Annotated in this window: 11 protein-coding genes and 1 tRNA gene; 9 read left to right on the forward strand and 3 right to left on the reverse strand. The window is 62.6% G+C overall.

The features are described from left to right. Positions 1-478: 478 nt before the first annotated feature. A tRNA-Leu gene (locus tag HPQ64_RS10370) sits at positions 479-564 on the reverse strand. A gap of 251 nt (positions 565-815) precedes the next feature. Between HPQ64_RS10370 and map the strand changes: the two genes are divergently transcribed. From map to HPQ64_RS10390, 4 genes are all read left to right on the forward strand, one after another. Continuing rightward, positions 816-1,637 (forward strand): type I methionyl aminopeptidase, encoded by an 822-nt coding sequence (gene map, locus HPQ64_RS10375; RefSeq protein WP_172888261.1) that lies wholly within the window; start codon positions 816-818, stop codon positions 1,635-1,637. Between the two features lie 40 nt (positions 1,638-1,677). Continuing rightward, the gene (radC, locus tag HPQ64_RS10380; RefSeq protein ID WP_172888262.1) at positions 1,678-2,388 is read left to right on the forward strand and encodes a RadC family protein; all 711 of its coding nucleotides are present in this window, start codon (positions 1,678-1,680) and stop codon (positions 2,386-2,388) included. Between the two features lie 168 nt (positions 2,389-2,556). After that, positions 2,557-4,881, forward strand: coding sequence for a bifunctional diguanylate cyclase/phosphodiesterase (locus HPQ64_RS10385; RefSeq protein ID WP_172888263.1), 2,325 nt, complete (start codon positions 2,557-2,559; stop codon positions 4,879-4,881). 142 nt (positions 4,882-5,023) lie between these two features. Then, positions 5,024-7,285: a putative bifunctional diguanylate cyclase/phosphodiesterase gene (locus HPQ64_RS10390; protein ID WP_172888264.1), complete on the forward strand. Its 2,262-nt coding sequence runs from the start codon at positions 5,024-5,026 to the stop codon at positions 7,283-7,285. Between the two features lie 102 nt (positions 7,286-7,387). Here the strand turns inward: HPQ64_RS10390 and HPQ64_RS10395 are convergent, their stop codons facing one another. Together HPQ64_RS10395 and ppdK are read right to left on the reverse strand one after the other, a co-directional pair. Further along, entirely contained in the window at positions 7,388-8,335 is a 948-nt protein-coding gene (locus tag HPQ64_RS10395; protein WP_172888265.1) for an ArgK/MeaB family GTPase, read from the reverse strand. A gap of 5 nt (positions 8,336-8,340) precedes the next feature. Then, the gene (ppdK, locus tag HPQ64_RS10400) at positions 8,341-11,025 is read right to left on the reverse strand and encodes a pyruvate, phosphate dikinase (protein WP_172888266.1); all 2,685 of its coding nucleotides are present in this window, start codon (positions 11,023-11,025) and stop codon (positions 8,341-8,343) included. 370 nt (positions 11,026-11,395) lie between these two features. Between ppdK and HPQ64_RS10405 the strand changes: the two genes are divergently transcribed. The 5 genes from HPQ64_RS10405 (at position 11,396) to HPQ64_RS10425 (ending at position 19,276) form a co-directional block, all read left to right on the forward strand. Continuing rightward, on the forward strand, positions 11,396-13,210 hold the full coding sequence (locus HPQ64_RS10405) for a tetratricopeptide repeat protein (RefSeq protein ID WP_172888267.1): 1,815 nt from the start codon (positions 11,396-11,398) through the stop codon (positions 13,208-13,210). A gap of 6 nt (positions 13,211-13,216) precedes the next feature. Next, positions 13,217-14,125 carry a 4-(cytidine 5'-diphospho)-2-C-methyl-D-erythritol kinase gene (locus tag HPQ64_RS10410; RefSeq protein ID WP_246270402.1) on the forward strand — a complete coding sequence of 303 codons (909 nt, stop codon included), beginning with the start codon at positions 13,217-13,219 and terminating at the stop codon, positions 14,123-14,125. 528 nt (positions 14,126-14,653) lie between these two features. Then, positions 14,654-15,925: a porin gene (locus HPQ64_RS10415; protein ID WP_172888268.1), complete on the forward strand. Its 1,272-nt coding sequence runs from the start codon at positions 14,654-14,656 to the stop codon at positions 15,923-15,925. A gap of 306 nt (positions 15,926-16,231) precedes the next feature. Further along, complete coding sequence (locus tag HPQ64_RS10420) at positions 16,232-17,677, forward strand: TrkH family potassium uptake protein (protein ID WP_343035964.1); 1,446 nt, start codon at positions 16,232-16,234, stop codon at positions 17,675-17,677. Between the two features lie 153 nt (positions 17,678-17,830). Further along, positions 17,831-19,276, forward strand: a complete 1,446-nt coding sequence (locus tag HPQ64_RS10425; protein WP_343035965.1) for a TrkH family potassium uptake protein — start codon at positions 17,831-17,833, stop codon at positions 19,274-19,276. The last annotated feature ends 5 nt before the right edge of the window (positions 19,277-19,281 follow it).

Raw genomic sequence — 19,281 nt, forward strand, 5'->3', positions numbered from 1 at the left:
AATTACAGGATGCAGGCCAAGGTATTGCAGCCGCTACGTCACGGCTTCGTAAATTCCACAGCTATTCGGTTAGAATCGCCCGCAATCGGCAATTGGAGCGGGTAACTGATCGAATTGGGGCTGTTCCCGGAGCCGGACATGGTTCTGCGGAGCCAGAATTTTTCGTTTTCCGATTTCCCAGTGCTCGATATTGGGAAGTGGCATTGTCCATGCCTCATTCCCGGTGTCGTCCCGGGTCCATGCCCGGGCAAAGACCCGGGTACCGGGGTGACGGCGTAGAGTGGGCGAGTGCAGTACGAAGAATCAGTACAGAATTCTCAACCGGACAGCAGCGGGCTTGACCCGCGCACCCATGCGGCATCTGCGTGCTTTGCCAAGGTCTGATGGGTCGCCGGGTCTGGGCCCGGCGATGACGAAGGAGAGGGCCCGGCTTAAGGCACGAAGTGCGCCGATCGATCGGCGGAGAGGTTGGGGAGGCTGGTGCGGACGACGGGACTTGAACCCGTATGCCTTATCGGCGGCAGATTTTAAGTCTGCTGTGTATACCAATTCCACCACGTCCGCGTGCGGCGCCTGACCGGCCCGCGCTTTTTTCAGATGCGAAAGGCCTCGCGTCAAGAGCCCGTGCGCGGGCGTTCAGTGGTTCCGCGGGCGTGCGCAGGCAGAAATTTGCGATCCGGCGCTGAACTTCGGGCAATATTTGTCTATATGTCTTGGATCGGTTTTGCGGCGGTATCGGCTGGGGCCGGGTGCGCGCGCAAGCCTGCCGACCGAGAAAGCGGACATGAAGACGCACAGCTGGACATGAAGACGTGATGGTAACCTATGCGGATGCGGCGACACTGCCGCTGAAAAACACCGGCCAGATCCGCCTTTACGACCTTGAGGACTTCAAGGCGATGCACAAGGCCGGACAGCTGACGGCAACCTGCCTCGACGAACTGGCGAGCCTTGTGAAGCCGGGTGCGACGACACAGGAAATCGACGATTACGTCTATGATTTCGCCATGAGCCATGGCGCGCTTCCGGCGACGCTGAACTACCGCGGCTATACGAAATCCAGCTGCACGTCGCTCAACCACGTCGTGTGCCACGGCATTCCAAACGACAAGCCGATGCGCGAAGGCGATATCATCAATATCGACGTGACCCTTATCGTCGACGGCTGGCACGGCGATTCAAGCCGCATGTACCCCGTGGGCCGCATCAAGCGGGCGGCCGAGCGGCTGATCGACGTCACGCACGAATCGCTGATGCGCGGGATCGCGGCGGCAAGGCCCGGTAACACGACAGGGGATATCGGTGCCGCGATCCAGGAGTTCGTCGAAGCCGAACGCTGCTCGGTGGTGCGGGATTTCTGCGGCCACGGCGTCGGCAGGCTGTTTCACGACACGCCGAACATCCTGCACTACGGCAGGCCGGGCGACGGCGTGGAGCTGAAGCCGGGGATGATCTTCACCATCGAGCCGATGGTGAACCTGGGCCGTCCGCACGTGAAGGTGCTTTCCGACGGCTGGACGGCGGTGACCCGCGACCGCTCGCTCTCCGCACAGTTCGAGCATACCGTCGGCATCACGCCCGACGGTTGCGAAGTCTTCACCTATTCGCCCACAGGTATGGACAAACCGGGCTTTTAAGCGGAAAAATCCCTCCAGGCAGGGGACAAAGGGCGCGAGATTGGGAAAGCGAGAAACCGGCTCGCCGGACGCATCATCCGAACCTCACTATCTGGGCCACCGCGAAAGGCTGCGCCAGCGCTTTCGCGATAACGGCCATGAAACGCTGCAGGACTACGAACTGCTGGAACTGCTTCTGTTTTCGGCCATCAAGCGGGCGGACACGAAACCCATCGCCAAGGCGCTGATCGCCCGCTTCGGCTCTTTCGCCGAAGTGATCGCCGCGCCGCGCAGGCGACTTCTGGAAGTGAAGGGCGTGGGAGAGCGCGTCGTCGACGAGCTGAAGCTTGCCCATGCGCTGGCACAGCGCTTTCTGAAAAGCGAAATCAGCACGCGCGAGACCCTTTCCTCGTGGAACGCGGTGCTCGACTATATCCGCACGGCAATGGCCTTTTCCGACCGCGAGGAGTTTCGCGTGCTCTTCCTGGACAAGAAGAACGCGCTGATCGCCGATGAAGTGCAGCAGCGCGGCACGGTCGACCATACGCCCGTCTACCCGCGCGAAGTGGTCAAGCGGGCGCTGGAGCTTTCCGCCAGCGCGCTGGTGCTGGTCCACAATCATCCGTCCGGCGACCCCGCTCCTTCGGAGGCTGACATCCGCATGACACGGCAGATCGGCGAGATCGCAACGGCGATGGGAATAGTCCTGCACGACCATGTGGTGGTTGGCCGCTCGGGCCACGCAAGCTTTCGCTCGTTGAAATTATTGTAAATTAAAAGTTCGCCAGATAATTGTGCGGCATTACTGTTCTCGTATTTGGCGAATTCGCGTAGCGGCAAAACGCCGGTTCCGCAAGACATGTTGAAAATAACGAAGATTTGCCCTGCCGTTAAGGCCACGTGAGGAAATGCGGTGTAGGTTCTGCGGCAAGGGCAATAAATGGGACGCGGTGTGGAATTCAAGCACGAGATGGGATCGGCGACATTCAGCCCGGCCGAAACCCGGGCCGGCAGGGACGACGAACTGACGACCGTTCTCCAGGCGAGCGTGCGCTTCCGCCGCCGCCAGGCCTTCTGGTATTTCGCGTTCCTGTTTTCCGTGGTGATCGTCGCGCTTGCCGGCGCCATCGGCATCGTCATTTGGGCGGTGGTCCATTCCGAACACGAGAATCTGAAGCGCGAGACGGCGTTGGTGGCGCGCGCCATGGCGCAGCAGCAATCCCAGATCGTCAAGGAACTGGAGCGCTTTGCCGTCTCAAGCGCCACATATCGCAATATAGACACATCCTATTCCTCCGAATGGGCGCATGCGCGCCTTGCCCGCCCGATCGGTGAAATCTACAAGCATGACATCGTCGTGGTGCTGAACCGCCGCCGCCGCCCGCTATTCGCCTATGTCGACGGCTTCGTGTGGCTGCCATCGATCTATACGACCAAACTCGCCGGCCAGCTCGATGACGCGGTCGCTGAAATCCAGGCGGCCTACAGGGCCAACCTCGTCTCCCGGCAGAATTACGGCTTCGCTTATGACGGCCGGCCCGCAGATGTGGCGCAAAGCAGGCTGATATCCCTGGACGGCGCGCCGTCGATCGCCGCCGTCTTCGCCATCGTTCCGGCGCTCGACCAGGTGGAGGTGCGCAACGACGACCCGAGCGTGATCGTCTCCATCCGCCATGCGGACAATGCGCTTCTTGCCGAGATCGCCGGCTATGCGCAGCTTCGCGACGTGACCTTCAGCCCGATGAAGCCGGAAAGGCCGGAACAGCTGGAACTTGCCGGCCCGAACGGAGCCGTGATCGGCTATCTGACCTGGGCGCCGGCGGGCGGGGCGCTGGGGCTGCTCGTCGATCTCGCACCCGCCTTCGTGCTGGCCGTGCTGATCGTGCTCGCGGTGACGGGCCTGATCCTGAAACGGGCGATGCGCACCACGGACGATCTGACCTACAGCGAGGCGCGGGCCCGCCAGTCCGCGCTTCACGATGCGCTGAGCGGGCTTCCGAACCGGGTCTTCTTCGACGAGCTTGCGCGAAAGAAACTGGAGGACGCCGCTGAAGCGGGCAAGCCTGCCGCGCTGATATACCTCGATATCGACCACTTCAAGGACGTCAACGATACGCTGGGCCATCCGGTCGGCGACGGGCTGATCCGCGAAGTGGCACAGCGCCTGCGCGGCCAAGTGCCGGGAACCGACGTGGTGGCGCGTATCAGCGGCGACGAATTCCTGATCCTTTTGACCGGTATGGACAGCCGGGCGGCGCTTTTGAACGCCTGTACCAGCCTCAACAAGCGGATCACCAAGGATCTTACCGTCGACAACATGGCGCTGCCGACGACGGTGAGCATGGGTGTCACTTTCTTCCCCGATCATGGAACGGACCTCACCCAGCTCCTGCGCCGGGCGGATATCGCGCTCTACCAGGCGAAGGATCGCGGGCGGGGCAGGTGCGTGCTCTTCGAGCCGCAGATGGACGAGACGCTGAAGGAGCGCCGGCAGATCGAAAAGGAGATGCGCCGGGCGCTGGAACGCAACGAGTTCTTCCTCCGCTACCAGCCGATCGTTACCGGCGACGGATCGCTGATCGTGGGGGCGGAGGCCCTCATCCGCTGGCAACACCCGAAACGCGGAGAGATACCGCCCGCTGCTTTCCTGCCGATCGCCGAAGGAACGGATCTGATGTGGTCCATCGGCGCGTGGGTCTTGCGAAGGGCGCTTGAGGACGCGCTCTCCTGGCCGGAACTGACGATTGCCGTCAACGTTTCGCCGAGCCAGATCCGCCATCCGGAATTCGTGCCCTGCGTGGGCCGCCTGCTTGAGGAACTAGACTTTCCCGCGGACAGGCTGGAACTGGAGATCACGGAAGCGGCGGTGATGGATCATACCGACGCCGTGAAGTCGAAACTCGATGAACTGCACGATCTCGGCGTGCGCATCGCGCTTGACGATTTCGGAACCGGCTATTCGAGCCTGAGTTATCTCAGGCAGTTTGAGTTCGACAAGTTCAAGATCGACCGGTCGTTCGTCATGAACCTGGAGCACGAGGCAGAATCGGCAGCGATCGTGGAAGCGCTCGTGAACCTTGCGGATGCGCTTGGAATGGCGGTGACGGCGGAAGGCATCGAAGCGACCGAGCAGCACGATTTCCTCAAGGATATCGGCTGCGAATTCCTGCAAGGATACTACTTCGGCAAGCCGATGCTGGCAGGCGAACTCGGAGCGCTACTGCAGGCGGGAGACGAGCTTCCACGCCTTTCCGTGAAGGGGTAAATGCGGCCATTTCGCAGCATCGGCCGCTCAACCCTTCCGACTCACTCCGGAATTTTTCAATATAAACGGGTGCTTAACTATCCTTGTCGGCAAATTCTTAAGCCGATGCGGCGATGGTTTGGCTGAGGGGGCCATTGACCTTATGAATCTGGACAGGCGTCAAAACAGCAGCAGACTGGCAAACGCGATCCTCTTTCCGGTGGTTGGCGTGGTTCTGCTTACGGTTGTCCTCGCCGTCGTCCTGATATTCTGGACATCGCGCACCGCCGATCGTTCCGCACTCGAGAACGAAAGCAATCTTATACTCAGCGGATTGCAACTCCAGGCGGACCTTCTCGCCAAGGAGCAGGAAAGTGCCGCGGTCTGGGACGCAGCTTATTTCAGCACGCGCGGGCGCTCCTTCGACCCGACATGGCTGCATGTGAACATCGGCCAGCGCCTCTTCGACAGCTACGGCCACGACCATACGCTGATCATCGGCGAGAACCGCAGCCCGATCTACTATTCGCGCGGCGGCACGATGACGGTCGGCTTCGGCGACGAGGAGTTCCTGGCCCAGATCCTGCCCCTCGTCGCGCGCACGCGCGCCCGCTTCATCATCCAGTTCGCGCGCGACGAATTCGGCCGCGACATCTTCATGCCGACGCGCGACGGACGTGCCCAATCGATCTACGAAACCGGCTATGCGGCCATCGAAGGCAAGCCGGCGCTCGTCAGCGTGACGGCCATATCGCCCAAGCTGCATGGTGTCGCCGGCGAGCGCCATGCGCCGGCTGTCCTGGTGAGCGTCAAGGTGCTGTCCGGCCTGCGGCTGGAAGACTTTTCGATCATGACCGGGATCGAAGGTCTCAACATGCACATCGGCGGCCTGCCGCATTCCAACGAGACCGCGCTCGAAATCGATGCGCCGACGGGAATTGCGATCGGCCATATCGCCTGGCAGCCGCAACTCCCGGGCGCCGACATCCTGGAAAGCGTCACCCCCGTCCTAACGTTCCTTTCCTTCGCTATCGCCATCCTGACGACCGCCGTCCTGATCTACACGCGCCAGAGCACGAAACGGCTTGCGGAGAGCGAATCGCGCGCCAAGTTCGCCGCCCTGCACGACGGGCTAACCGGGCTCGCCAACCGCGACCTGCTGACAAAGCGCTTCGAGGAACTGCTGTCGGAGGGAGGCGGCGCGGACCGCCTGCTGGGCGTGGTTTACATCGACCTTGACCACTTCAAGGACATCAACGACACGCTTGGCCATGCCGCCGGCGATGAGGTGATCTGCGAGGCGGCGCGCCGGCTTCGTGTGATCGTGCCCTCAGGCGCGCTGCTCGCGCGTATTAGTGGCGACGAATTCGCGCTGCTCGTTCCCGACTGCCAGGATCGCGACGAGCTTGACGACCTTCTCAAGCGTATCCAGGACCGATTCGCCTCGCCGATGTACACCAGCAACACGCATCTTTACGTGAGCCTGAGCATCGGCGCGGCCGTCGCCCCCGACGACGGCGCATCGATGGGCGAACTTCTACGCAAGGCCGACATCGCCCTTTATTCCGCCAAGGCGAACGGGCGCGGCCGGCACACCTTTTTCACTATCGCCATGGAAGAGCAGGTACGGGCGCGCGAAAACCTGGCCCGCGAGTTGCGCCGTGCGATCGACCACGACCAGCTTTCGCTCGTCTATCAGCCGCAGACGACGATCAACGGCCGCAAGATCCTGGCCGTCGAAGCGCTGGTGCGTTGGAACCACCCGTCGCGCGGCCAGATCAGCCCGGCAAGCTTCATTCCGCTGGCGGAGGAAACGGGCCTGATCAACGACCTAGGCTTGTGGGTTCTGAGGCGCGCCTGCCGGGATGCCGTGCGCTGGCCGCACCTGAAGCTGGCGGTCAACATCTCCCCGATCCAGTTTCGTCACCCGCAATTCATCGAGCGGCTGACGTCGATCCTTTCGGCGACGGGTTTCAACCCCCACCGTCTGGAAATCGAGGTGACGGAAAACGTCTTTTCCAACGAGGATCCGCTGGTCCTGCAGACCCTGCAGAGGGTACAGCAAAAGGGAATCCGCGTTGCGCTTGACGATTTCGGCTCCGGCTATTCGAGCCTGAGCTACCTGCGCCAGTTCCCGTTCGACACGCTGAAGATCGACCGCGCGTTCATCGCAGGGCTCGAAACCTCGCCGCATGCATCCGCGATCCTCGGCACCATCATCAACCTGGGCGAGGCGCTGGGCATGTCGGTGGTCGCCGAAGGCATCGAGACCGAGCATCAGGCCGCGTTCCTGCGACTGACGAAATGCGACCGCCTGCAAGGGTATTTTCTCTCCCGCCCCGTGCCGGCCGACGAGGTCGATGAGGTGGAAATCCGTCTCGGGCGTCAGGAGTACATTCACGTGGAAACGCGCAAGCACGCGTGATCTCTTTCCACGCATCGGACCGCGCCGTGCCGACGGGAGACGGGAAGACAGGCGACGAGCGGGCCGGGAAACCCCGCCACCTTGCCGCTCTTCATAAGGTTTTCACTCGCCTTTCAGGCGCTCGTCCAGCGCCCGTTCCAGCCGCAGGATCGCCGTGAACGGGCCTTCGCTCCGCACGAGTTCCGAGGGAATATCGCAAATTTCGACAGCGCGACGCCCGAAACTATCTCTCACGGCATCTTCCACCCATTTCAGGTGTTGCGCGGCGCGGCGGCGGTCAAGCTCTCCACCCGACCGGGACGCCGCCGAATGCGCATCACATGCCGCGACGAGCTCATCGAGCCCCGTCCCGTCGTTCGCCGAAACCATGACGACCTCCGGGGAAGGCCGGTCGTCCGAAAGCCGCGCGAGCGAAAGCGCGCCTTCCACGTCGGCGCGGGCGCGGCGTGCGGGCGCCCCCATGTCCGCCTTGGTGACGGCGACGACATCCGGAAGTTCCATGATGCCGGCCTTCATGAATTGCAGGCTGTCGCCGGAACCGGGCTGGATGCAAAGGATTACCGTGTCGACGGCGAAGGCGACATCGGCCTCCGACTGGCCGATGCCGACCGATTCCACGATCACCCTGTCCATCACGGCACGCATGAGCGCGATGCCGGCAACTGCATGGTCCGACAACCCGCCAAGACGGTCTCGCGCGGCCATGGAGCGCACGAAGACGCCGGTATCCTCGGGATCGGTGCGAAGTCTTGTACGGTCACCCAGAAGCGCGCCGCCGGAAACCTGTGAGGAGGGGTCGACCGCGATTATGCCGACCGTTTCGCCGCGCCCGCGAAAAATTGCGATGAGGGCGTTCGTCAGCGTGGATTTGCCCACGCCGGGCGGGCCGGTGAGGCCGATGACGGTGCCTAGCGGGTCGACAGCCGCCTCATCGAGGAAGGCCGCGAGTTCCGCCGTGCCATTTTCCGTCTCGATGGCCGAAAGCGCGCGAGCGAGACCCGCCTTGCCGCCGGCGCGCAATTCCGCAAGCGATTGCGGCCTTCGCTTCATGCCGCTCAATCGCCGGATTTTGCCTTCGCCGCGGCCTTTAATGCGGATTGGGCCGCGGCGAGGCGGGCGATCGGTACGCGGAAGGGCGAGCAGGAGACATAGTCGAGGCCGACTTCCTCGCAAAACGCGATGGAGGCCGGGTCGCCGCCATGCTCACCGCAGATGCCGAGCTTGATGCCGGGGCGCGCCCGGCGCCCGCGCTCCGCCGCTATCTGCACGAGTTCGCCAACACCTTCCCGGTCGAGCGTTACGAAGGGATCCTGCTCGATCAGGCCTTTTTGCTGATAGGCGCCGAGGAAGGAGGCCGCGTCATCGCGCGACAAGCCGTAGGTGGTTTGAGTGAGGTCGTTGGTGCCAAAGGAGAAGAACTCCGCGCTGCCGGCGATTTCGGCGGCACGCAGGGCGGCGCGCGGAAGCTCGATCATCGTGCCGACCTGATACTCGATCCTCGTACCGGTTTCCTTCGCGACTTCCTCGGCCATGGCGTCGATACGCCCGCGAACGAGATCTAGCTCCGCCTTCATGCCGACGAGCGGGACCATGATTTCCGGCGTCACCGGCGAGCCCGTCGCCCTGCCGGCCTGGACCGCGGCTTCGAAGATGGCGCGGGCCTGCATCTCCGCGATTTCCGGATAGGTGACGAGCAGGCGGCAGCCGCGATGGCCGAGCATCGGGTTGAACTCGTCAAGTTGAAGCGCGCGCTCGCGAAGCCGCTCCGGATCGACCTGCATCGCGGCGGCGACCTCGGCGATCTCCTCGTCCGTATGGGGCACGAACTCGTGCAGCGGCGGGTCGAGCAGGCGGATCGTGACGGGAAGGCCCTGCATGATCTCGAAAAGCTGGACGAAATCCGCCCGCTGCATCGGCAGAAGCTTGGCAAGGGCGGTGCGGCGTCCGGCTTCCGTTTCCGCCAGGATCATCTCGCGCATCGACACGATGCGCTCACCTTCGAAGAACATGTGCTCGGTGCGGCAAAGGCCGATGCCTTCCGCCCCGAAGCCGCGCGCGGCGCGCGCATCGGCCGGCGTTTCGGCGTTGGTGCGCACCTTCATGCGGCGTACTTTATCCGCCCACTCCATGAGAGCCGCGAAATCGCCCGAGAGTTCGGGCTGGAGCATCGCCACCTCACCCAGAAGCACCTGGCCGGTCGAACCGTCTATGGTGACGACATCGCCCTTGTTGAAGGTGCGCCCGGCCGACATCATCGTGCCCTTGCGATAATCGATCCGCAGCTGCCCTGCGCCCGATACGCATGGCTTGCCCATGCCGCGCGCGACGACGGCGGCGTGGCTCGTCATGCCGCCGCGCGTCGTCAGGATGCCTTCGGCGGCGTGCATGCCGTGAATATCTTCCGGGCTTGTTTCCACGCGCGCGAGAATGACCTTGCGGCCGGCGGCCTTCGCCTCTTCCGCCTCGTCGGAGGAAAACACCAGAGCGCCGGACGCCGCACCCGGCGAGGCGGGCAGGCCGGAGGCGATAATGTCGCGCTTGGCCTTCGGGTCGATCGTCGGATGGAGAAGCTGGTCGAGTGCTGCCGGATCGACGCGCATGACCGCTTCCTCCGGCGTGATCAGGCCTTCGCCCGCCATGTCGACGGCGATCTTGAGCGCGGCCTTGGCAGTGCGCTTGCCCGTTCGGGTCTGGAGCATCCACAGCTTGCCGCGCTCGACCGTGAACTCCACGTCCTGCATTTCGCGGTAATGGGCTTCGAGCTTGCCGCAGATAGCGATGAATTCGGCAAAAGCCTCCGGCATGATGGCTTCGAGCGAGGGAGCCTCGCTTCCGCTCGCCGCGCGTGCGGCTTCCGTCAAGTCCTGCGGGGTGCGGATACCGGCAACCACGTCCTCGCCCTGCGCATTGACGAGGAATTCGCCGTAAAGCGCGTTTTCGCCCGTCGACGGGTTGCGTGTGAAGGCAACGCCGGTGGCCGAGGTTTCGCCCATGTTGCCGAACACCATCGCCTGAACGTTGACGGCCGTTCCCCAGTCGCCGGGAATATCGTGCAGCCGGCGGTAGGTGATGGCGCGCGCGCTGTTCCATGAGCCGAAGACCGCGCCGACCGCCCCCCAGAGCTGCTCGTACGGATCTTGCGGGAAAGGCCGGTCGAGTTCTTCGGCCACAAGCTTCTTGTATCGCTCGATCACCGCCTGCCAGTCCCTGGCGGTGAGTTCGGTGTCAAGAGAATGGCCGTTGCCGTCCTTGAACTCCTCAAGCACCTCCTCGAACGCGTGATGGTCGAGCCCCATGACAACGTCGGCATACATCTGGATGAAGCGGCGGTAGCTATCGTAAGCGAAGCGCTCGTCGCCGGAAGCCTTGGCGAGAGCCGGCACCGTCTCGTCGTTGAGGCCGAGGTTGAGGACCGTGTCCATCATGCCCGGCATGGAAACGCGGGCACCGGAACGTACGGACACCAGAAGGGGGTTGTCCCTGTCGCCGAAGCGGCGGCCGGTCAGATTGCCTACGGCGCGAAGAGCCGCCTCTACCTGGTTATCCAGGCCCTCCGGGTAACTGTCGTTATGGGAGTAATACCAGGTGCAGGCTTCGGTCGTGATCGTGAAACCGGGCGGGACGGGAAGGCCGAGGCTGCTCATTTCCGCAAGGTTCGCGCCCTTGCCGCCGAGCAGGTCGCGCATGTCGCGCGTTCCTTCCGCGCTGCCGTCCCCGAAGCTGTAGACCCACTTCGTCATCTGGTCCGCCCCCGTATGGCCAAGCATTTTCCGGCAATGCCAGCATTCATAATTCAAGCAATCGCCGCTACCATGCGTCATCCCTTAAATGATGCAGTGCGGGAAACAAAGTCGTTTTGCAAAACTTTTTGAAACCCGCTTGCCCAAAGAACCGGCGAAAATTCAAAGGAATGAAGAACTTGCGCGAGTCAGGCGGATCATATTACCGATTTTGATCGACGCGGGCCACAAGGCCACATTGACGCCATGCTGGGCGGTCATTGAAACTCAGGTTTATCTACGAGTCGGCCTCAACGCCGCTCCAATCCGGTTTCCCGATGGCCTGACCATCCTCACGGGCGCCGAAGACAACGAATGGACGAATGTGCCGATGACGCGTGCCTCCTTCTCGACGACCAGCCCGAGCGCCCCCGGCTGCAAACGCCTGAAAGGGTTCCTGCTCGGCGCAGGCGCCGCCGCACTTGCGGGCGCGCTCATCGTTTGCGCGCCATCACCGCTGAAAGCGGAAGTGAACGATGCGGATGAAATCGGCACGGCGGAAGGGCTTCCGATCACGCTCAGCGGCAGCTATCTTTCAGGCCGCCTGGCCGGGCAAAGCCGCGATATCGCGAATGCCGCGGCGTTTTTTCAAGAAGCGCTCGATTCCGACCCCGGCAACGCCTTTCTGCTCGACCGGACGTTCGTGCTACATGTGGCCAATGGAGACATCGACCGCGCGCTCGACCTCGCCGAACGGCTGACCGCCGACCAGCCCGACCATTTCCTAGCCCGTATCGCGCTCGCGGCGGACGCCATCCACATGCAGGATTTCGACCGGGCCGTGAAGTTGCTGGACCGGGGCACGCGCGGGCCCCTGGCGGAGCTTACGGGCCGCCTCGTGCGAGCATGGGCGCTTGCGGCACAGGGCAAGACCGATCTTGCGCTTGAATCAATCGCCGCCCTTGACGGACCGGACTGGTTCAACGTCTTCACCACCCACCATGCCGGGCTGATTCAGGAACTCGCCGGGCGCAGCGACGCCGCGCTCGACAATTTCAACTCCGCCTATGCGGCTGACCCCGGCGCGCTCCGCGTGGTCGAGGCGCTGGCGCGGGCGAGGGCCAGGGCAGGCGACACGGCCGGCGCGCTCAAGGTGATCGACGGCTATCGCAAGATTATTCCCGGGCACCCTGTCATGCGCGAGCTCAGGGCCGGGATCGAAGAGGGCGGCGAGATTGCGCCAATGGTCGATGCGCACGACCGGGGCGCCGCCGAAGTCCTCTACGGGCTGGGCGCCGCGCTTGGCCGCGACGGCGGCGAAGAACTTTCGGCGGCCTACCTGCAGCTTGCCATCCATCTCGACCCCAAGGCCGATATCGCGCTGATCGCGCTCGCCAACCTCTTCCAGCGGATCGACGATCAGGCCCGCTCCATCGAACTCCTGCAACGGGTGGATGACAAATCGCCTCTGAAGCGGGATGCGGAAATCCAGGTCGGGCTCAATTTCAATTCCCTCGACAATCTGGATGAAGCGCGCGCGCACCTGCAAAAGCTCGTCGAAAGCGATCCGGGCGACCTGGAAGCCGTTACCGCGCTCGGAAACGTTTTACGCGCCCATCAGCTTTTCGAGGAAGCGGGGGAAGCCTATTCGCAAGGCATCGCCACGATCGACGCCGATCCGGCGGAGCGGAACTGGACGCTCTACTACTACCGGGGCATCTGCTATGAGCGCGTAAAGGAATGGGATGCGGCCGAGGCCGATTTCCGCAAGGCGCTTGCGCTTTCGACCGATCAACCGCTCGTTCTCAACTACCTCGGCTATTCGCTGGTCGACCGCGGCCTGAAGCTCGACGAGGCGCTCGGCATGATCCGCAAGGCCGTGGAGCTTCGCCCGCAGGACGGCTATATCGTGGACAGCCTGGGCTGGGCCTATTTCCGGCTCGGCCGCTACGAGGAGGCCGTGGTGGAACTGGAAAAGGCCGTTCAACTCCGCCCCGAGGACCCGATCATCAACGACCATCTGGGCGACGCCTACTGGCAGGTTGGACGCAGGCTCGAGGCACGCTTCCAGTGGAACCACGCGCGCGACCTGAAGCCGGAGGAAGAGGACCTGGCGAAGATCCTCGACAAGATCGAAAACGGCCTGAGCGAAGCGAACACGGAAAACGGCGCGGTCACCGAGCCGGAGAAGAAGAACGGCGGCTAAACGCACATGCAGGCGGCAGGAGGCACTGGCGCATTGGATGCCGGAGGCATGCCGGCGGCGGAAATTGCAAGGGCAAAGGTCAATCTAGCGCTTCATGTGGCCGGGCAGCGCGGCGACGGCTACCACCTCCTCGACAGCCTCGTCGTGTTCCCCGATATCGGCGATGTGGTGTCGATTTCGCGTGACGGGAGCGGGCTGACGGTCGCCGGGCCTTACGAGCATGCGCTGCCCTGCAGCGGGAGAGGCGACAACCTCGTCATGAAAGCGGCGCGCCTGCTGGCCGAAGCCGCGGGGCGCGATTCTGGCGAAATCTCGTTGACGCTCGAAAAGATATTGCCGGTCGCATCGGGAATCGGTGGCGGGTCGGCGGATGCGGCGGCGGCCTTGCGCCTTCTGAGGCGCGTGTGGGCGCTGGACATTTCCGATAGCGCGTTATTGCAGTTGGCGCTGAAGCTCGGCGCGGATGTGCCGATGTGCCTTTTGTCCGTGCCGGCAAGAGTTTCGGGCATAGGCGAAATCATCGATCCAGTGAGGACAATGCCCGCGTGCGGCATCGTACTGGTCAATCCGGGCGTGGAAGTGCCGACGCCGGAGGTTTTTCAGGCGCTCAGGCGACGGGACAATCAACCCCTGCCGGATGTTCCCGCCGCAGGCTTCCAGGAATTCGACGATCTCATCGGCTGGCTTCACGGAACGCGCAACGACCTTGCGGAAGCGGCAATGGACGTTGCACCCGGGATCGCCGAAGTGCTTTCCATGCTGGATGCGCAAGGGGAGGTGGCTTTCGCGCGCATGTCCGGTTCCGGCGCAACCTGCTTCGCCCTGACCTGGGACGTTGCGAAAGCCGAAGCGCTGTCGGCCAGAATCGCGGTCTCCCGTCCGCACTGGTGGGCGACCGCCGGTCGTATTACCTGACGTTTCGTCGTCAAGCTCCTCATATATCGCTTCTTCGATTCTGGCGCGGGCACAGGCCATGGCAAGCCTCGATCGGCGATTCCAGATCCTTCAACCTTCCCGCATTTCGCGAACATGCCTCATCAACGTGGGCGCCGTGCATGAAACCGCGTGCTTATACACAAACGCGTGAGATTTCTCAGCACCAATTATCCCGCTACGTAAAACTGGCGCGCGCCTCGATGGGTGAGTCGGAAGAGAGAAGGTCGACCGTAACGTTTTCAAATGATTATATAAAATCGCGCCAAAAATAAAATATCCGTGATTGCGACGTGATGTGCGTGTAGCAGCACGATGCCTTGTTGCAATGGAGCAACAGCCCCCCTCATACACAACGTCCAGCGGCTCAAGGTGATTGCAACGGCACGCATAAGCTGACTACAAAACGCCATGAGCTTCGCGGGGAGCGGGCTCTTTCGCATCGCGTTAGGCAGCGCTTGCCGCCAAAAGCGTGCAACAGCAACTGAATATGATCGAAAAGGTCAGGACATGAACATCAAGAGCATCCTTCTCGGCGCCGCGGCCGCTGCCGCTGCCGCTTCGGGCGCCCAGGCAGCCGATCTTCCGGCCGCTCCGGAGCCGGTCGATTACGTCCGCGTCTGCGACGCCTATGGCTCGGGCTTCTTCTATATGCCGGGCACCGAGACCTGCCTCAAGGTCGGCGGCCGTCTGCGCACGGAGTTCCGCTTCCGCAACTTCGCTGACGACGCTCCGCGCAACCGGCTGGGTGACCAGACCGTGCTGAATGGCACGGGCTTCCAGACGAACGACCAGAACAGCACGCAGCTCCGCGCTCGCGGTTACATCCGCGTTGACGCCCGCACCCAGACCGAATATGGCCTGCTGCGCACCTACGTTTCGCTGCACAACCAGGTCGAAACCGGCACGTCCGGCACCACGCCGACCCTCGAGTACGGCTTCGTTCAGTTCGGTGGCCTGACCGCCGGCCGCGCGATCTCCATGTTCGAGTTCTTCACGGGTTACACCTTCGCCATCCCGCAGTCCTGGGGCGGCACCGACATCTTCACCACCAACCTCTTCGCTTACACGCAGTCCTTCGGGAACGGCTTCTCGGCGACGATTTCGGTTGAAGATGGCCTGCAGAACCGCGGAAACATCGCTGTTGCGACGAACACTGCTCTGCAGTACACGACGACAGGCGCCGGTCGTATCGGCGACAGCTACGGCGGACATCGCCTGCCGGACTTCGTCGCCAACCTGCGCGTCGACCAGGGTTGGGGTTCTGCTCAGCTCATGGGTGTCCTGCACCAGGTGTGGAACGATGAAGCTTCCAGCGCCGCTTTCGGCACCGAGTCCGAGCTTGGTTGGGGCATTGCCGGTGGTGTGCTGATCAACACGCCGTTTATCGCTCCGGGCGACCAGATCGCTTTCCAGGTTGGTTACGGTGAAGGTGCTTCCGGCTACATCGTCTCCGGCGTGCCGAACCTGACCGACGGCGTGATCGACGCCAGCGGCGACATCGAGCTGACCGAAGCCTTCTCCATCGGCGGTGGTTTCACCCACAACTGGACGTCGCATTGGAGCACGAACTTCAACGTCAACTACACCGACATTGATGTTTCCGAAGGCAACAATCTCGATCTCGAGACGACCTCGGTCCAGGGCAACCTGGTGTGGAGCCCGGCCAGCGGCTTCCTCATCGGCGCCGAGCTGAACTACACCTACCGTGACTGGGGTGGGAACGCCATCGAGGACAGCGACCAGCTGACCGCCGCGATCCGCGTGCAGCGCACGTTCTGATCCGCTTGACGAAAAAGACTTCGCGACCCGGCATTCCTCCGCCGGGTCCGAAAACCTGAAAAGGGAAATTACGGCCTGAGCGCCGGAGCCTCTTTTCAGTCAATCAGGCCCGCTGGCTTCCAACCCAGCGGGCCTCCCCTTATCAGGGGGATCTTTCGGGCCTGGATTTTCGGTTTTTCGTTCGACCCGGGCGTATCCTGGAATGCGGCGCTGCAAAAACCATTGGCGATCTAACATCGCCGGGTGTAAACCGGTTTCCGCCGGGTTCGGCCGGCGTTCATCTGGAACAGCAATCGCGTCCGGTTCGTGCCCAACCTTCGTCCCGTCTTCAATATCCTCGGGCTTTTGATTTTCGGCCTTGGCGCCGGGATGCTGCTGCCGGCAGCCGTTGACGTGGCAGCGCGCAACCCGGACTGGCAGGCCTTTGTCATTTCAGCACTTGCAACATCTCTTTGCGGCCTGCTGCTCGCCGTCGCCTGTTCAGGCTATCTGAAGGAAGGGTTGACGATCCGCCAGGCGTTTCTGCTGACGGGGTTCGCCTGGCTGGTGCTGCCGGCGTTCGGTGCGCTGCCGTTTCTCTGGCTCGGGATCTCCTACACCGACGCTGTGTTTGAAGCCGTTTCGGGGTTTACCACGACGGGTTCGACGATCCTGACGGGCCTCGATGGTTTGCCGCCCGGCCTTTTGCTTTGGCGTTCGGTCCTGCAGTGGATGGGCGGGGTCGGCATCATCGTCATGGCGCTGGTGTTACTGCCTTATCTGCAAGTCGGCGGCATGCAGCTCTTCAAGACCGAAAGTTCCGACCAGGGCGAGAAGGTGGTTGCGCGCTCTGCCGATCTCGTGCGCCTTATCGCGCTGGTCTATGTGGGCCTGACGGCGCTTTGCGCGGTGCTTTACTGGATCACCGGCATGGATGCCTTCGATGCCGTGAACCACGCCATGACGACGCTTTCAACCGGTGGCTATTCCACTCATGACGCGTCCTTCGGCTATTTCACCAATCCCCTGACGGCGTGGGTATGTGTCGTCTTCATGCTTGCCGGCGCCTTTCCCTTCAGCATCCTGATACAGGCGATACGCGGGAGGCCGCTGCTGATCTGGCAGGACGCACAGGTGCGGGCACTCGTCGCGATGCTGGCGGTCATCTCCTTCGTGGCGGCGGTCTATCTCGGCCTTCACCTGAAGATCGGCCTGCATGAAGCGCTTTTGCGTACGGCGTTCAATTTCACTTCTATCGTCACCACCACCGGCTTCGCCTTAGGCGATTATTCGGCCTGGGGCGCGCCGATCGTCGGCATCGCGCTTGTGCTCACGTTTTCGGGCGGCTGTACGGGATCGACATCGGGCGGGATCAAGATGTTCCGCTTCATCATCTTCTTCGGTACGCTGCGCAACCACATGCGCATGATGGTGCGCGCGCACCGCGTCGTTTCCACACGCTACATGGGAACGAGGGTGACGCCGGACATTGCCTTTTCGGTCCTTGCCTTCCTTGTCGCCTATCTCGGCTCCGTCGGTATCATCACCTTGCTGCTGACCTTCTTCGGCCTCGATCTCCTGACGGCGATCACGGGGGCTGCGACGGCCATCGGCAATGTCGGTCCCGGCCTCGGCGAAATCATCGGTCCGGCGGGAAATTTCTCCTCCCTGCCGGACGATGCCAAATGGGTGCTGTCTCTTGCCATGCTGCTTGGCCGTCTTGAGCTGTTCACGGTGATCGTGCTGCTCGATCCCGAGTTCTGGTCGCGGTAAGGCTTGGTTCGAGCGTCTTTAGCGCAACGCTTGCGCAATTATTCGCGCATTGCAGTTGCATTGCGTCGTTTGCGCCTTGCCCCTCCATCCGGCACCGGCCTAAGGTGCCGCCCCTTGACAGCGTTTTCAATCCGGACCTGAGACGACCGCCACGTGCTCTCGCTTCGCCCTGTTCTCAACATCCTCGGTTTTCTCTACGTGGGTCTTGCAACGGCGATGCTGATTCCGGCCGTGGTGGACCTTGCCGCGCGAAACGCCGACTGGCAGGCCTTCATCTTCTCGGCACTGATCACCGGTCTCATCGGCCTTCTCCTTTCCGTGGCGCTCGGCGGGGCGCTTTCGGAAGGGCTCAACACGCGCCAGACCTTCGTGCTTACGACGCTTGCCTGGATGACGCTGCCGGCCTTCGGCGCGCTTCCGTTCCTGTGGCTTGGCGTGGGGTACGCCGATGCTGTCTTCGAGGCGGTGTCGGGTTTCACGACGACCGGATCGACGGTGCTGAGCGGGCTCGATTCGCTTCCCCCCGGCCTTCTGGTCTGGCGCTCGCTCATGCAATGGATGGGCGGCGTGGGCATCGTCGTCATGGCGATCGTGCTTCTGCCGTTCCTGAGGATCGGCGGCATGCAGCTTTTCCAGACGGAAAGCTCCGACCGAAGCGAAAAGATCGTCTCGCGCTCGGTCGAGCTTATCCGGTTGATCGGCCTGTCGTATCTGTTTCTGACAACATGCTGTATCTTCGCCTATTGGGGGACGGGCATGTCTCCTTTCGACGCCATCAACCACGCTTTCACGACGATCGCCACCGGTGGCTATTCCACCCACGACGTGTCCTTCGGCTATTTCAAGAACCCGGCAACGGCGTGGTTCGCCGTGCTTTTCATGATCGTGGGCGCGCTGCCTTTCGTGCTTCTGATTCAGGCGCTCAGGGGCCAGCCGCTGATGCTTTGGCGCGACCCGCAGGTGCGCGCATTCATGGGCTTCGTCATCATCGTTTCGCTTTGCGTGACGATTTACCTTGGCGTCAAGCATCGTGTGCCGTTCGACGATGCGCTTTTGATGTCGACCTTCAACATGATCTCCGTCGTCACGGGCACGGGCTACGCGTATGGCGACTATACGACCTGGGGGGCGCCCATCGTCGTGCTGGCGCTTTTGCTGAAGTTCGTCGGCGGCTGCACCGGATCGACGACGGGCGGGATCAAGGTGTTCCGCTTCCTCGTCTTCTTCGGCACGGTGCGCGCGCATCTGCGGCGGATGGTGCGGCCGAACCGCGTCATTTCGGAGGAATACGGCGCAAGCCGGCTGACGTCGGAGCTGTCTTTTTCGGTGCTCGCGTTCCTCGTGGTCTATATGGGTGCGGTCGGCATCTTCACGCTGATCCTGTCGACCTTCGACCTCGATCTCGTCACCGCGCTTTCTGCGGCGGCAACGGCTGTGGGTAACGTCGGCCCCGGCCTCGGCCCCATCATCGGCCCCACCGGCAACTTCGCGCCACTCCCGGACGGGGCGAAATGGATCCTTTCGTTCGCCATGCTGATCGGGCGCCTTGAACTTTTCACCGTCATCATTCTGCTCGATCCGGATTTCTGGTCGCGCTGAACTTT

The sequence above is a fragment of the Hongsoonwoonella zoysiae genome (genome assembly GCF_013266695.1).
GTDB lineage: Bacteria > Pseudomonadota > Alphaproteobacteria > Rhizobiales > Stappiaceae > Hongsoonwoonella > Hongsoonwoonella zoysiae.